This window comes from Saccharopolyspora sp. NPDC002578 (assembly GCF_053592695.1).
In genome coordinates this window covers 1-15,603 of sequence record NZ_JBSFWJ010000006.1, presented here as the reverse complement: position 1 = coordinate 15,603, position 15,603 = coordinate 1, and the positions used below count along the sequence as shown (strand labels likewise).

Sequence of the window (15,603 nt, the reverse complement as noted above, 5' to 3'; positions counted from 1 at the left end):
GTGCCACCCACCGGAGATCGGCCGAAGGTCGGCCGATCCAGCGCAAGAGGAGTTTCATTGACCAGTACCTACACCCCTTCGTCCACCGCCGACGGCGTCGAGCCCGCGGTGTTCAGCCACCCCGAGGACCAGCATCCGCCCGCCCGCCCGGTGGCAGGTGGGCGAACCGATCGTCGCTCCCGGGACATCCGCTTCTCCGAGCAGTCGGCCAACGCGGGTCGATGAGCGAGTCGCCGCCGAGTACCGGAGAACGCACCGGTAGCGAGTTCGCCGAGCTGTCCCGCGAGGTTCGCGAGGCGGGACTGCTGCGGCGCAGGCACGGCTACTACGGGTTGAAGATCGCGGGGAACCTGCTGGCGTTCGCGGGCCTGTGGACGGCGTTCGCCTTCCTCGGCGACAGCTGGTGGCAACTCGTCATCGCAGCGCTGCTGGCGGTCGCGTTCGCGCAGCTCGCCTTCATCGGCCACGACGCGGGGCACAAGCAGATCTTCCGGGGCCGCCGTCCCAACGACGTGCTCGGCACGGTGCACGGCGGCTTGGTCGGCATGAACTTCCAGCAGTGGGTCAGCGGGCACAACCGCCACCACGCCAACCCGAATCACGAGGAGCACGATCCGGACCTGGACGTGCCCGCCGTCGTGTTCACCGGCGCGCAAGCACGCCTGCGGACCGGTTTCCTCCGCTGGATGGCCAAGCACCAGGCGGTGCTGTTCTTCCCGCTGCTCACGCTCGAAGGTCTCAACCTGCACGTCTCCGGGATCCGGGCGGTGCTGAGTGGGGAGACGAAGCGCCGTCGAGTCGAAGGCGCGGTGCTGGCGACGCACGTCGTGCTGTACCTCGCGGCGGTGTTCCTGGTGCTCTCGCCCGGGCTCGCCGTCGTGTTCATCCTCGTGCACCAGGCGTTGTGGGGCGTGTACATGGGTTGCGCGTTCGCGCCCAACCACAAGGGCATGCCCACCATGACCGGAGACAAGATCGACTTCATGCGCAAGCAGGTGCTGACCTCGCGCAACATCCGCGGTGGGCCGATCACCGATTTCGTCCTCGGCGGGTTGAACTACCAGATCGAGCACCACTTGTTCCCGAACATGCCCAGGCCGCACCTGCGCCGAGCGCAGCCCATCGTGCAGCGGTTCTGCGCCACGCACGGGATCTCGTACACCCAGGCCGGAATCGCGCAGTCCTACCGCCACGTGCTGCGGCACCTGCACGAGATGGGCGCGCCCCTGCGGGCCGCCGACCGGGTGCGGCGCGCGGCTTGATGAACCCGCCGGTGCCGGGGCGGAACGTCCCGCCCGGCACGGGCGCCGGTGCGCGGGGCCGCCTGCGCTGACGACGCCGGTCCGGAGCCGGTGTCCGGGAACGAGCTGGGCACCGGGGCGGCGAACCGGTCACGGCGCACCCGAAATCGCAGGTCAGAGTGCAGAAGTTAGGCTCGTTCCGTGGCTTCTGAGACCGTTACGCCCGATCCGCGCACCAGGTCCACCACCGTCGGGATCTTGGTCGTCACGGCCGGGATCCTCGCCGCGGTGGTGGCCGCGGCGCTCACCGCGATGTCGGCGAGCGGCTCCTACGCCGCGTACGGGCTGCCCGATCCGGGAACGGTCACCAGCCTCGGGCTCCCGGTCGTCCGGGTGTTCGCCGAGGCCGGTGCGGTCGTCTGCATCGGCTCGTTGCTGCTCGCCGCGTTCGGCATCCCGGCGCGGCGCTCCGGGCCGCTGCTCGCCGACGGCTACGCCGCGGTGCGCACCGCGGGCTGGGCCGCGGCGGTGTGGTGCGCCGGTGCCGCGTTGCTCGTGCCGTTCACCGCCGCCGACGCCACCGGCCGCCCGATCCACGAAGTGCTCAGCGCCGAGGTGCTGTTCGGGCTCGTCGACGCCCTGGAAGAGGCCAAGGCGTGGCTGCTGACCGCGGGGATCGCGCTGGTGCTCGCCGTGGGCTGCCGGGTCGTGCTGTCCTGGGGCTGGACGGTCGTGCTCTTCGCGATCTCGCTGCTCGGCCTGTTCCCGGTGATCGCCACCGGCCACTCCGCCAGCGGCGGCGCCCACGACATCGCGACGAACAGCCTGCTGTTCCACCTCTTCTCGGCCACGTTGTGGGTCGGGGGACTGGTGGCGCTGCTGGCGCACTTGGCGCGCAACGGCGCGCACGCCGGGTTGGTGGCGCGGCGGTTCTCCCGGATCGCGTTGGTGTGCTGGATCGTCATGGCCGTCTCCGGCGTGCTGAACTCCTTCGTGCGGGTTGCGCCGGACCAGCTGGTCACGACGACCTACGGGCTGCTGGTGCTGGCCAAGATCGTGCTGCTGGCCGTGCTCGGCGTCATCGCCTACTTCCAGCGGGAGCGGGCGGTGCGGCGCGTCGAGGAGGGCGGGGACACCCTGCTGCGCCTGGGTGCGATCGAAGTGCTGACCATGTTCGCGACGATCGGGGTGGCCGTCGCGCTCGGCCGCACCCCGCCGCCCGCGGAGCTGGGAGCGGCCCCGGACCGCACGGAGCTGCTGATCGGCTACCCGCTGGACGGGGCTCCGACGGCGCTGAAGCTGTTCTTCGACGGCCGGTTCGACCTGGTCTTCGGCACCTTGTCGCTAGTGCTGGCCGGGCTGTACCTCTACGGCGTTCGCGTGTTGCGCCGCCGCGGCGACCGGTGGCCGGTGGGCCGGACCGCGGCCTGGCTGTGCGGTTGCGCCAGCATCCTGTTCGCCACGTCGTCGGGCATGGGCCGCTACGCGCCCGCGATGTTCAGCGTGCACATGGGCCAGCACATGATCCTGTCCATGCTCGCGCCGGTGCTGCTGGTGCTGGCGGGGCCGACGTCGCTGGCGCTGCGGGCCCTCGAACCGGCGGGGAAGGGAGCGCCGCCGGGAGCCAGGGAGTGGCTGCTGGCGTTCCTGCACTCGCCGGTGACCCGGTGGTTGACCAACCCGTTCGTGGCGCTGGCGTTGTTCGTCGGATCGTTCTGGGCGCTGTACTTCTCCGGGCTGTTCGACGCGGCGCTGCCGGAGCACTGGGCGCACCTGCTGATGAACGCGCACTTCCTGCTGGCGGGCTACGTCTTCTACTGGCCGGTGATCGGCATCGATCCCGCGCCGCGGCCGTTGCCGTCGCTGGCGAAGGTGGGGCTGGTGTTCGCCTCGATGCCGTTCCACGCGTTCTTCGGCATCACCTTGATGATGTCGAAGAACGTGATCGGGTCGGACTTCTACCGGGGCCTGTCGCTGCCGTGGGCGCCGGATCTGCTGGCGGACCAGAACCTGGGCGGCGGGCTCGCGTGGGCGTCGGGCGAAGTGCCGCTGGTGGTGGTGATGCTGGCGCTGTTGATCCAGTGGTCGCGCGCCGATGATCGGGAGGCCCGGCGCTACGACCGCAGGGCCGCCGCTGACGGGGACGCGGATCTGGTCGCCTACAACGAGATGCTGCGGCGGCTCTCCGGTGGTGATGCCGCCGGTTCGGGTTCATCGGGCTCCCAATCTCGTTCCGATGGGTGACCCACGAAGGTGGAGTCCGTTTCGATTCCCGGTGCGGTTGTCCACAGGCGCTCGATCTGTGCACAGATTGTGAAAACGGGGTAGCGCGGCGTGATCGCCGCGGCGCACTCTGGAGTCGGGCCGAGGGACGGCTCCGATGCTCCGAAGGGTGGGCCGTGATGTTCGAGACGACCGTGGCAGTGGTGGGGACCGTGCTCACCGAGCCGAAGATCCGGGAGACGTCCCGGGGTGAGCGGGTCGTCAGCTTCCGGCTGGCGGGCAATTCCCGGCGCTACGACAAGGAAGCCGAGAAGTGGGTCGACGGTGACCGCTTGGTGGTCACCGTCAACTGCTGGCGCCGGGTGGCCGACGGAGTGATCGGCATGGTGGGCAAGGCCACGCCGGTGCTCGTGTCCGGGCGGCTGCACACCCGCGAGTACGAGTCGGCAGGCGGCTGGCGCACCTCCGTCGAGGTGGAGGCCGCGGCCGTGGGGCTGGATCTGGCGCGGGGCAACCGTTTTCCCGGATCCGCGGATCGGCTCGCCGCCGAGCTCGATGTCGTCCAGGGCGAATCCGGGTTCGACAGGTCTCGGCCCGCGGCGGCAAGGAGCGGGTGACCTGCGGGGCTGCGGGGCGGTCCGGTGACCAGCGGTGAAGCCGGGCGAGCAAGGGACGTGCGCAGCCAGTGGAGCGGCAAGCGACGGCGGTGCACGGGCCGACACGGGTCGCAACTACGATTCAGGGCATGGCCGAGTTCATTTACACCATGAAGAAGGTGCGGAAGGCGCACGGGGACAAGGTCATCCTCGAGGATGCGACCATCCAGTTCCTCCCCGGTGCCAAGATCGGCGTCGTTGGCCCGAACGGCGCCGGCAAGTCGACCGTGCTCAAGATCATGGCGGGACTCGAACACCCGAACAACGGTGAAGCGTTCCTCTCGCCCGGTTACACCGTCGGCATCATGCAGCAGGAGCCTCCGCTCAACGAAGACAAGACCGTCCTCGGCAACGTCGAGGAAGGCGTCGGCGAGATCATGGAGAAGCTGCACCGCTTCAACGCGATCGCCGAGCAGCTCGCCACGGACTACACCGACGAGCTGATGGAAGAGATGGGCAAGCTCCAGGAGGACCTCGACCACGCGGACGCGTGGGAGATCGACTCCCAGCTCGAACAGGCGATGGACGCGCTGCGCTGCCCGCCGCCGGACGCGGCGGTCACCCAGCTCTCCGGCGGTGAGCGCCGCCGGGTCGCGCTGTGCAAGCTGCTGCTGAGCAAGCCCGATCTGCTGCTGCTGGACGAGCCGACGAACCACCTGGACGCCGAGAGCGTGCTGTGGCTCGAGCAGTTCCTGGCGACCTACCCGGGCGCGGTCCTCGCCGTGACGCACGACAGGTACTTCCTGGACAACGTCGCGGGCTGGATCCTGGAGCTCGACCGCGGGCGCACCTTCCCCTACGAGGGCAACTACTCCACGTACCTGGAGAAGAAGCAAGAGCGGCTCGCCGTGCAGGGCAAGCGCGACCAGAAGCTCCAGCGCCGCCTCAAGGACGAGCTGGAGTGGGTCCGCTCCAACGCCAAGGCCCGCCAGACCAAGTCGCGCTCCCGGCTGGAGCGCTACGAGGAGATGGCGGCCGAGGCGGAGAAGACCCGCAAGCTCGACTTCGAGGAGATCCAGATCCCGCCGGGCCCGCGACTGGGCAACCAGGTCGTGGAGGTGGAGAACCTCAAGAAGGGCTTCGGCGACAACCTGCTCATCGACGGCCTGACGTTCGACCTGCCGCGCAACGGCATCGTCGGCGTCATCGGTCCGAACGGCGTCGGCAAGACGACGCTGTTCAAGACCATCGTCGGCCTGGAGCAGCCGGACGCGGGCACCGTCAAGGTCGGCGACACCGTGCGGCTGTCGTACGTCGACCAGAACCGGTCCAACATCGACCCGAAGAAGAACGTGTGGGAGGTGGTCTCCGACGGTCTCGACTACATCCAGGTCGGCCAGGTCGAGATGCCTTCCCGCGCGTACGTCAGCGCGTTCGGCTTCAAGGGCCCGGACCAGCAGAAGCCGGCGGGCGTGCTCTCCGGTGGCGAGCGCAACCGGCTCAACCTCGCCCTGACCCTCAAAGAGGGCGGCAACCTGATCCTGCTGGACGAGCCGACGAACGACCTCGACGTCGAAACGCTGGGCTCGCTGGAGAACGCGCTCGAACAGTTCCCCGGTTGCGCCGTGGTGATCTCGCACGACAGGTGGTTCCTGGACCGCGTCGCGACGCACATCCTGGCTTGGGAAGGCGACGACGAGAACCCGGCCAAGTGGTACTGGTTCGAAGGCAACTTCGAGGGCTACGAGAAGAACAAGATCGACAGACTGGGGCAGGAAGCCGCCCGTCCGCATCGTGTCACCCACCGGAAGTTGACCCGGGGCTGATCCTGGCGGGGAGGCGTCTTGGCCAGCGTGCACGGAGCTCAACCGGGCGGTGCGCAAGAGTTGTTCGAACCCGCTTGGCAGATGCGTTGGCGGGTTCCCGAGCTTGCCCTGATGCTCGGCGATCAAGCCGTGGCACAGGCCAGACGTGTCGGAGATCGTTCGCTGCGGCTCCGTGCCGAGGCGGTGGCGCTGTTCGCGTCCAACCGCCTCGGGCACGGCGTCGCGGTGACCAACCGGGCCATCACGGCGGTGCGCGACGCGGAGCGCGCGGGTGATCACGAGATCGCCGCGGAGCTGCGCGTCGAACTGGCCTGCTGCGCCCGTACCGCCGGTGGGCACGAGGTCGCGCTGCGCGTGCTGCAGCCGGTGCTGGAGCGCGAGCGGATCGAACCGTCGCTGCGCGCGCACGCACTGCTGGAGTTGGCGGCGGCCCTGCCCGGCAAGCAGCGGGAAGCGGAACGCTCCGAGGCGCTCGACGAGGCCGATCGGCTCTACGCCGCCGCCACCGAGCTGAACCGGGACACCAGCAGGCTGCTGCTGGCGCGGGTGCGCACGGCACGGGCCGGGCACCTGCGGCGCAACGGGGACTTCGAACAGGCCGCGCGCGCCGCCGAGGCAGGGCTGGCGCTGCTGGACCGGCTCGGCGATCCCGCTGCGGAGAGCGGCGAGATCCGGGCGCGCCTGGTGCTGGAACGAGTGCACTCGCTGCTGGACCTCGGTCGTCGCGTCGAGGCCGTCGAAGCCGCCTTCCCGGTGATCCGCACGCCCGTCCGGGCTGCGGCGGCCGGGCCGTCGGGGTGGCTGCGGCTGGCGTTGGCGACCCGCGTGCACCTGCCCTCCGGCGAGCTCGCCGCGGCGGTCAGGTTGCTCAACGACGCGGCGGCCAACGCCGAACGGCACAAGCTGGACTGCCTGCTCGCCGAATCGCTGAGCATGTCCTCGCAGACCCACGAGCGGGCCGAGGAGTACGTCGAGGCCCTGGCCATGCTGCGACGCGCGTACGCCGCCGACCGGCGGTGGCGTACCGCGGTGCACTCGGCGCGGGTCCGGCTGCTGGAGGAGTTCCCGGCGCTGGCGACCGCGAACCCGGCAGCGCAGGGCACCGCGGCGCGGCCCGCCGAGCCCGCGGAACCCGTCGTGCCCGCCGCCGAAGCGGGCGCCGGGCAGGCCGCCGAAGCGGTCGCCGAACCCGCGCCGGAACGCCCCCGGCGAGCGCGTGCCGCCGCCGAGCCCGTCAACGAGACCACCGCGCACGACTCGGACGGTGCGGGAACGCACGGCACCGACGTCCCCGCACCGCGGCAGACCGCCGGGCGCCGCCGCGCTGACGGCACCGGTCGCCCGCAGCGCCTCGCGGACCCCGAACCGCAGGCCTTCCCCGCCTCGGCCGCACCGCCGGAGACCTCCTGGCCGGAGCCCGAGCCGGAACCCGAACCCGAAGCGCGCACCGAGCAGCAGTCCCCGTCGGGCGACCCGCTCGACGAGTACCGCAAGCCGGGGGAGAGCAGCGTGCGCGACGCCGCGCGCAGGCTGATGGACACGCTCACCAGCCGCGTGGCCGACGACCGCAGGCCGCACTCGGACACCGCGGACCAGGACCGGCCCACCCCGGCGTCGGAGACCGCGGGCACCGCGATGCCCGAGCCCCGCGCGCCGGAACCCGCCGCGCCGACCGCGGGCGCCGCGGGCTCCGGCGGCAAGCGCCGCGCGCCGGAACCGGAACCGCCCGCCGCGGAAGGCCGTCACGGCGGCGTCGACGTGCCCGTCGGGCGCGTCACCGCCGCGCCGTTCGGCGAAGGGTTCCCGGTCTACGACTTCGGGTCCGGTGGCGCGGCCGACCGGGGCGCCGAGAGCAGCGCCGAGGACTTCCCGGAGTTCCGCACCCGGGGAGCGCGACGCGAGGAACCCGTCGCCGACGAGCAGCCCGCCGACATGGGAGCCCCTTGGGATCGGAGCCCGGCCGCCGAGCCGGTCGCGCCGCCGGACGTGACCGCGATCATGCCGGTGATCTCCATCCCGGACGACGAGCCGCCGGCCCCCGCGGGGCAGGTCGGCGCCGTGGAGCACCTCGACGACTCCGCCGTGCCGCGCGGCCCCGAGCGGTGGTCGGCCGATCCGGGCCCGGCCACGCCGGAATCCTTCGGCGCGGCCCCGCCCGCGGCGTACGAGGAAGGCGGTCGCCGGTCCCGCGGCCGGTCGCTCGCGGAGATCCGCGAAAGCCTCGCGGAGATGCAGCGCCACGGCCGGGAGGACACCGGGCAGGACGCACCGCGCCGGGCCGCCCCGGATCCGCTGGACTCCGATCCGCTGGACTCCGATCCGCTGGGCGACCGGGCCGACGACCCGCCGCGATCCGGCGCGTCGTGGGCGGACCGCTACTTGGGCGCGTACCTCGACGGCGATCCGCAGGAGTCCGCGCCGGAGCCGCGCTCCGGCGGCAGGCGCCGCGCCCGGCACGCCGATCCCGACGAACAGCCCGACACCCCCGCCCTGCCGGAGACGCCGCGCTGGGGGGCCGAGCCGGAGGCGTACCGGGATTCCCCGCAGTGGGGCTCGAACGCGACGCGGTCCGGCACGTCCGACCCGCTCGGAACGGCCGATTCGGGGTTGCCGCCGAACTTGGGCGCGCTGTCCGAATCTCCCTACGCCGAGCCGTACTACGCCGGAACGTCCTACGCGGAGTCCGTGTTCGCGGATCCGGGCGACGACGCGTCCCCGCACGACAGGACCCGTCCCGAGTTCGGCCCGGCGCATTCCGCGGGCGCCGACTCCGCCGGTTCGGCGCTCGCCGATCCCGGCCGCCCCGCCGCGGAACGGCTCGAATCGGCCGCGGAACTGCTGGCGCGCCACCGCGACGGCGGAACCGAGCAGTCCTCCGACGACGAGCCCGGCAACGAGGTCGGCCTGGCGGACCTGCTGGCCGAAGCGCTGCTCGCCTACGAGAACGGCAGACGCGGCCAGGACGACACCGACGGTGCGGGAAGGCACGGGCAGCCCACGGCGAACGGGCACCCGATCGGCCTGCCGCACCCGCACGACGCGGAGCCGGAAGATCCCGGCACGCCACGCCATCGGCGGCCCGCGTCGCACCACGAGCCCTGGTCGTCATGGGGCCACTGAACGTTGTGCCGGGGGGTCTCCCCAGGGGGCGGTGCCGCTCCCACCTGATCCGCTCTCAGCCTGGCAGGCTTAGGGTGGAATCCGTGTTGGCACAACGCGGTGCCGTCAAGCGTGGAGCAGCTGAAGATGACCTCGAAACCCCGATCCGCCATCCCTGACGCCGACACCGTCAGGCCTGCCGTGCTGGAGAATCCGGAGGCCTCGAAGGCCTGGTTGCTGGATCGCTCCGCCGAAGCCGCCGGGGAGCTCGGCGAGCTGTTGCGGACCTACTTTCGGCATGTGCCTGCCGAAGAGCTCGCGGGCGACGAACCGGCGGAACTGGTCGCGGCCCTGCGGTCGCACCACGCGCTGGCCGGTGTGAGAGCGGCGGGCCGTCCGCTGGTGCGGATCGTGAACCCCAGCCTCGAACCGGACGGCTGGCGGAATTCGGCGACCGTGCTGCAGCTGGTCACCGACGACATGCCGTACCTGGTGGACAGCGTGATCGCCGAGCTGACCCGGCACGGCGCCGAGGTGCAGCGCATCATCCACCCGATCGTCGTGGTGCGCCGCGACGCCGCGGGCGAGCTGCTCGAAGTGCTGCCGCAGGCCGATCCGGGCGACCCGCCGCAGGACGCGCTGGCCGAGTCGTGGATGTTCGCCGAAGTCGACCGGATCACCGACGCCGACCGGTTGCAGGCGCTGGAGCAGGGCCTGCTCACCGTGCTCAGCGACGTCCGGGAGGTCGTCGAGGACACCGAGCGGATGCTGGCGAAGGCCCGTTCGGTGGCCGACGAGCTCGAAGCGCAGCGCGGCCAGCAGGCGCAGGACGGCGCGGGGCTGCTGCGCTGGCTCGCCGACGGCCACTTCACCTTCCTCGGCTACCGGCACAACGAACTCGCCGAGCAGGACGGCCGGCCGGAGCTGAGCCCGGTGCTCGCGTCCGGGCTGGGCGTGCTGCGCAGCGACGCGGTGGCGGCCGAGGACCTCACCACCGGCCCCGACGTGCTCACCAGCACCGGGTCCGGAGAGCCGCTGGTGCTCACCCAGGCCAGCGCACCGTCCACTGTGCACCGTTCGGTGCACCCGTTCTACGTCGGCGTGCTGACCTACGACGAGGGCGGCGCGGTCAACGGGGAACACCGCTTCCTCGGCATGTTCACCACCACGGCACTGCACGAGAACGTGCTCGACATCCCGTTCATCGAGCGCCGGGTGCGCAAGGCGATCCACGGCGCCGGGTTCCCGCTGGAGTCCTACTCGGGGCAGCGGATGCTGGAGGAGATCCAGAACTACCCGCGCACCGAACTGTTCTCCACCGACCTGGAGATGCTGCGCGACACCGTGACCGGTGTGCTGGCGCTCGCCGAACGCCGCAAGCTCAAGCCGTTCGTGCGCCGCGACCCGTACGGCCGGTTCTTCTCCTGCCTGGTGTACCTCCCGCGGGACCGCTACACGACCCGTTCCCGGCTGGCGATGCAGGAGGTCCTGCTGGCCGAGCTGGGCGGCGGCAGCGTCGAGTACAGCACCCGCGTCGGCGAGTCGGCGCTGGCCCGCGTGCACTTCGTGGTGCACACCAAGCCCGGCGGGCAGGCCCCGGAGCCGGACTTGGCGCGCATCCAGCAGCGGCTGTCCGAAGCGATCCACACCTGGGAAGACCAGATGGTCGACGAGGTGGAGATCGCCCCCGCCGGCGGCGAGGAGCCGCGCCGGGTGCGCCGCTCGGAGGCCGCGAGCGAAGCCGCCCAGCAGTACGCCGCCTCGTTCCCCGAGGCGTACAAGGAGGACTTCAGCGCGGGCGAGGGCCTGCTGGACCTGCGCAAGCTGGAGTCGCTGTCCGGCGAGCACGACCTGCGGATGTCCTTCTACACGCCGCGCGACGCGGCGCCGGGCGAGCGCCGGTTCAAGATCTACGTCGCCGGTGAGCGGGTGACGCTCTCGCGCGTGCTGCCGGTGCTGCAGAGCATGGGCGTCGAGGTCGTCGACGAGCGCCCCTACGAGGTGGTGCCCGAGACCGGCGAGCAGTGCTGGATCTACGACTTCGGCCTGCGCCTGGAGGCGGGGCTGCTCGAAACCGAGGGCGCCGAGCGGCTGGACACGTTGCGCGAGCGGTTCGAGGACTCGTTCCGCGCCGCCTGGCAGGGCGAGGCGGAGGTGGACCGCTTCAACTCGCTGGTGCTGCGGGCCGGGCTCAGCTGGCGCCAGGCGTCGGTGCTGCGCGCCTACGCGAAGTACCTGCGCCAGACGGGCGTTCCCTACAGCCAGGAGTTCATCGCCGACGTCATCCTCACGCACCGGGCGACGACGGTGGCGCTGACCCGGCTGTTCGAGGTGCGCTTCGACCCGAAGCTCGGCGAGGAGGACCGCGCCGCGCGCCAGGAGGAGCTGCACACCCAGATCACCCGGTTGATCGACGATGTGACCAGCCTCAACGCCGACCGGATCCTGCGCAGCTACCTGAGCCTGATCACCGCGACGCTGCGCACGAACTACTACGCCGACGGCGCGCGGGAACGTTCCTACCTGGCGATGAAGCTGGAGCCGAAGGGGATCCCCGGGCTGCCCGAACCGCGGCCGGAGTACGAGATCTTCGTGTACTCGCCACGCGTGGAGGGCGTGCACCTGCGCTTCGGTTCGGTGGCCCGCGGCGGGCTGCGCTGGTCGGACCGGCTGGAGGACTTCCGCACCGAGATCCTCGGCCTGGTCAAGGCGCAGGCGGTGAAGAACGCGGTGATCGTGCCGGTCGGTGCGAAGGGCGGCTTCGTGGTGAAGCGCCCGCCGCTGCCCACCGGCGACCCCGGCAAGGACCGGGAGGCGAGCCTGAACGAGGGCATCGCCTGCTACCGCATGTTCATCTCGGGCCTGCTGGACCTGACCGACAACCTCGTGGCCGGTGAGGTCGATCCGCCGCAGGGCGTGGTGCGCCACGACGGCGACGACACGTACCTGGTGGTGGCCGCGGACAAGGGCACGGCGGCGTTCTCCGACATCGCCAACGAGGTCGCCGGTTCCTACGGCTTCTGGCTCGGTGACGCGTTCGCCTCCGGTGGTTCCGTCGGCTACGACCACAAGGCCATGGGCATCACCGCGAAGGGCGCGTGGGAGAGCGTCAAGCGGCACTTCCGCGAGCTGGACATCGACACGCAGCGCGAGGACTTCACCGTCGTCGGCATCGGCGACATGGGCGGTGACGTGTTCGGCAACGGCATGCTGCTGTCCGAGCACATCCGGCTGGTCGCGGCGTTCAACCACATGCACGTGTTCATCGACCCGGAGCCGGACGCGGCGAGCTCGTTCGCGGAGCGCCGCAGGCTGTTCGAGCTGCCCCGGTCCACGTGGGACGACTACGACCGCAGCAAGATCAGCGAGGGCGGCGGCGTGTGGTCGCGGTCGTTGAAGTCGATCCCGCTGGGCGACAAGGTCCGCACCGCGCTCGGCATCGACTCCTCGGTGACGGCGCTGCCCCCGGCCGAGCTGATCAAGGCGATCCTGCAGGCACCCGCCGACCTGCTGTGGAACGGCGGCATCGGCACTTACGTGAAGGCCGGTACCGAGACGCACGGCGAGGTGGGCGACAAGGCGAACGACGCGGTCCGCGTCGACGGCGGCCAGCTGCGGGTGCGGGTGGTCGGTGAGGGCGGCAACCTGGGCCTGACCCAGCTGGGCCGCATCGAGTTCGCCCGCGCGGGCGGCAAGGTCAACACCGACGCGCTGGACAACTCCGCCGGGGTGGACTGCTCGGACCACGAGGTCAACATCAAGGTCCTGCTGGACCACCTGGTCTCCGAGGGCGCGCTGGACGGGGCGCAGCGCAACGAGCTGCTGGCGGAGATGACCGACGAGGTCTCCGACCTGGTGCTGGCCGACAACTACCGGCAGAACGCGGTGCTCGGCATCTCCCGCGCGCACGGCGCCGAGATGGTATCGGTGCACGCCAGGCAGATCACCGCGCTGGAGGACAACGGGCTCGACCGCGAGCTGGAGGCGCTGCCCGGCAAGAAGGAGCTGCGCGACCGGGAGAAGAACGGAACCGGCCTGAGCTCGCCGGAGCTGGCGACGCTGATGGCGCACGTGAAGCTCTCGTTGAAGGCGCAGGTGCTGGCCAGCGACCTGCCGGACGCGGACGCGTTCAGCGGGCGGCTGCCGGACTACTTCCCGAAGCCGCTGCGGGAGCGCTACGCCGACGCGATCCCCGCGCACCCGCTGCGCCGCGAGATCACCTCGACGCTGCTGGTCAACGAGGTCGTCGACGGCGCGGGCGTGTCCTACGCGTACCGGTTGTCGGAGGAGATCTCCGCCACCGCCACCGACGCGGTGCGGGCGTTCGCCGTGGTCACCGGCGTGTACGACCTGCCGGAGCTGTGGCGGCGGATCGACGAGCTGGACAACGTGGTGCCCAGCCGGGTCGCGGACGAGATGGTGCTGCAGGTCCGCAGGTTGCTGGACCGGGCCGCCCGCTGGCTGCTGTCGAACCGGCCGCAGCCGTTGGCGATCGGTGCCGAGATCAGCCGGTTCCGGCCGGTCGTGGCGGAGCTGTCGGCGAGCGTGCCGGGCATGCTGCGCGGCCGGGCGGCGGCGGGTGCTCAGGAGAAGGCCCAGCGGCTCATGGCCGAGGGCGTGCCCGCGGACTTGGCGGAACGCATCGGGGCGCTGCTGGACACCTACGCGCTGCTGGACATCACCGAGGTCGCCGAGCTGGCCGAGCGCGACGCCGGGTTCAGCGCGGAGCGCAGCCCTCGGGAGAGCGCGGAGCTGTACTACGTGCTCTCCGAGCACCTCGACATGGAGCGGCTGCTGCTGGCGGTCAACGGGCTCGAACGCGGCAACCGGTGGCATTCGCTGGCGCGGCTGGCGCTGCGCGATGACCTCTACGCCTCGTTGCGGGCGTTGACGATCGACGTGCTCAGCACCAGCGACCCGGAGGAACCGGCGGCGGACAAGATCGCCCAGTGGGAGGCCACCAACGCTTCCCGGATCGGGCGGGCCAGGACCTCGCTGGAGGCGATCAAGCGCTCCGGCACCTTGGACCTGGCGACGTTGTCGGTGGCCACCCGGCAGTTGCGCAGCATGGTGCGGTGATGCCGGCCGCCGCTGCGACGGGTGCGGCGGTGTGAGCGCAGGAGGGGTGGGCCGGGAGGCCCGCCCCTCCTCGCGTCCGCGCCCGGCGATCCGGCGCGGGGCGCGACTGTGCGAGGCTCGGGGCGCGAGGCCGATCGTGCGCACCGGCGTGCGGACTACGATCTGGGTGAGCCTCAGCCATCACCACGGAAAGGACACCGACGAGTGGGTGCGTTCGTAGCCGATGTTCCGCTGCGCTGGTCCGACATGGACGCGTTCGGGCACGTCAACCACGCCAGGACGGTGACCCTGCTGGAAGAGGCCCGGGTGGAGCTGCTGTTCACCGAAGCGGGCAGGCAGGGCCTGCTCGGCATGGCCGAAGGCATGGTGGTGGCGCGCCTCGCCGTCGACTACCGGATCCCGGTGGCGCATTCGGCGGGCACCTTGCAGGTGCGGTTGTCGGTGCGCGACCTCAAATCGGCTTCGTTCGTCATCGACTACTCGGCGTCCACGAGCGGTTCCGCCGAGGTCGCCACGGCCGAGACGGTCATGGTGCCCTACGACCTCAAGGCCGGGCGTCCGCGCAGGCTCACCTCCGACGAGCGGACGTTCCTCGCCGAGTGGCAGCTCACCCTCGCGGCGTCGGAAGCGGGGCACGACCATGCCTGAGCTGCGGATGCCGGATCCGGTGGAGCGCGACGACCTGGGCGCGTTCGTGGCGCGGTCGGTGCGGCTGGACTCGCAGACGGCGATCCGGCTGCGCAACCGCCGCGACACCGGTCGCATCGACGTGTGGGCGGCGACGCCGTTCGACGCGTTGTGCACGCGCTCGGTGGAGGGCGAGGCCGATCCCGCGGACCTCACGGTGTCCGGCAACGAACTGCTGGCCGCGCTGACCGTCGCGGGCGGCCCGAAGATGGATCCGGGGCCGCCGCGGGACCTGCTGTGGCGTTCCGAGCTGCCGCCGCCGGAAGGCTGGCGGCGGGTGGACGACCTGCCCGCGAAGCTCGTCGGCGAGGTCGCCGATCGCGGGATCGGAGTGGCGAAGGAGAACGTGGGGCCGAAGGGCACCCCGCCCGCGTCGCTGCTCGATCAGGAGGTGTTCACGGTCAGCGGTGCCGGGCTGGACGTGAAGGTCCCGCTGCGCTGCCTGTTCGTGCTCTCCGGCATGGGTTTCCTGGTCTCCGACCCGGCGGAGTCGGAGATCGTGCGGGTCAGCGCCACCGATTCCTGGCTGCGCCTGGACTCCCGCTTCGGCGCAGTGGTCCGCCGCCGCCACGCACTCCTACCCCTGCTCATGTGACCGAAACCCCGCACCCGAACGCCGTGCCTGGCGGCGAAGCCGTGCAGTAGGGCGGGCGAAGCCACGCCTGCCTTGCGGCCGAAGGCCGTGCCTGTATGTGCGAAGCACATAGCCCACGTCGAAAAGGTGACCACCGGCGGGTTCTCAGCGTTCTTCTCGCGAGGACAGCTTTTTCCCTCGTGGCGGAGCCACTTGGGAAAAAGATCCCGCAGCGAGAAGAACGCTGAGGTTCCGCCACCCGGACACCAGAGCACAAC

The 15,603-nt window shown here is 71.3% G+C and carries 9 protein-coding genes; all 9 read left to right on the top strand.

From position 1 onward, the window contains the following. Window positions 1-57: 57 nt before the first annotated feature. The 9 genes from ACWD38_RS04940 to ACWD38_RS04900 all read left to right on the top strand — a co-directional run bounded on the left by ACWD38_RS04940 (window position 58) and on the right by ACWD38_RS04900 (window position 15,346). The gene (locus ACWD38_RS04940) at window positions 58-225 is read left to right on the top strand and encodes a hypothetical protein (protein WP_266093065.1); all 168 of its coding nucleotides are present in this window, start codon (window positions 58-60) and stop codon (window positions 223-225) included. Continuing rightward, window positions 222-1,262 (top strand): fatty acid desaturase family protein, encoded by a 1,041-nt coding sequence (locus tag ACWD38_RS04935; RefSeq protein ID WP_450123377.1) that lies wholly within the window; start codon window positions 222-224, stop codon window positions 1,260-1,262. Before ACWD38_RS04940 ends, ACWD38_RS04935 begins: the two co-directional genes overlap by 4 nt. Before the next feature lie 180 nt (window positions 1,263-1,442). Further along, window positions 1,443-3,485: a cytochrome c oxidase assembly protein gene (locus ACWD38_RS04930; protein WP_450123376.1), complete on the top strand. Its 2,043-nt coding sequence runs from the start codon at window positions 1,443-1,445 to the stop codon at window positions 3,483-3,485. A gap of 158 nt (window positions 3,486-3,643) precedes the next feature. Then, window positions 3,644-4,081, top strand: coding sequence for a single-stranded DNA-binding protein (locus ACWD38_RS04925; protein WP_450123375.1), 438 nt, complete (start codon window positions 3,644-3,646; stop codon window positions 4,079-4,081). A gap of 128 nt (window positions 4,082-4,209) precedes the next feature. After that, on the top strand, window positions 4,210-5,886 hold the full coding sequence (ettA, locus tag ACWD38_RS04920; protein ID WP_450123374.1) for an energy-dependent translational throttle protein EttA: 1,677 nt from the start codon (window positions 4,210-4,212) through the stop codon (window positions 5,884-5,886). Window positions 5,887-5,997: 111 nt separating this feature from the next. After that, the gene (locus tag ACWD38_RS04915; protein ID WP_450123373.1) at window positions 5,998-9,006 is read left to right on the top strand and encodes a hypothetical protein; all 3,009 of its coding nucleotides are present in this window, start codon (window positions 5,998-6,000) and stop codon (window positions 9,004-9,006) included. Between the two features lie 126 nt (window positions 9,007-9,132). Next, window positions 9,133-14,064, top strand: a complete 4,932-nt coding sequence (locus ACWD38_RS04910; protein ID WP_450123372.1) for an NAD-glutamate dehydrogenase — start codon at window positions 9,133-9,135, stop codon at window positions 14,062-14,064. A 204-nt stretch (window positions 14,065-14,268) separates the two neighbouring features. Next, the gene (locus ACWD38_RS04905; protein WP_184477554.1) at window positions 14,269-14,712 is read left to right on the top strand and encodes a thioesterase family protein; all 444 of its coding nucleotides are present in this window, start codon (window positions 14,269-14,271) and stop codon (window positions 14,710-14,712) included. Next, window positions 14,705-15,346, top strand: a complete 642-nt coding sequence (locus tag ACWD38_RS04900) for a hypothetical protein (protein WP_184477556.1) — start codon at window positions 14,705-14,707, stop codon at window positions 15,344-15,346. The genes ACWD38_RS04905 and ACWD38_RS04900 overlap by 8 nt, the downstream gene beginning before the upstream one ends. Window positions 15,347-15,603 lie beyond the last annotated feature (257 nt).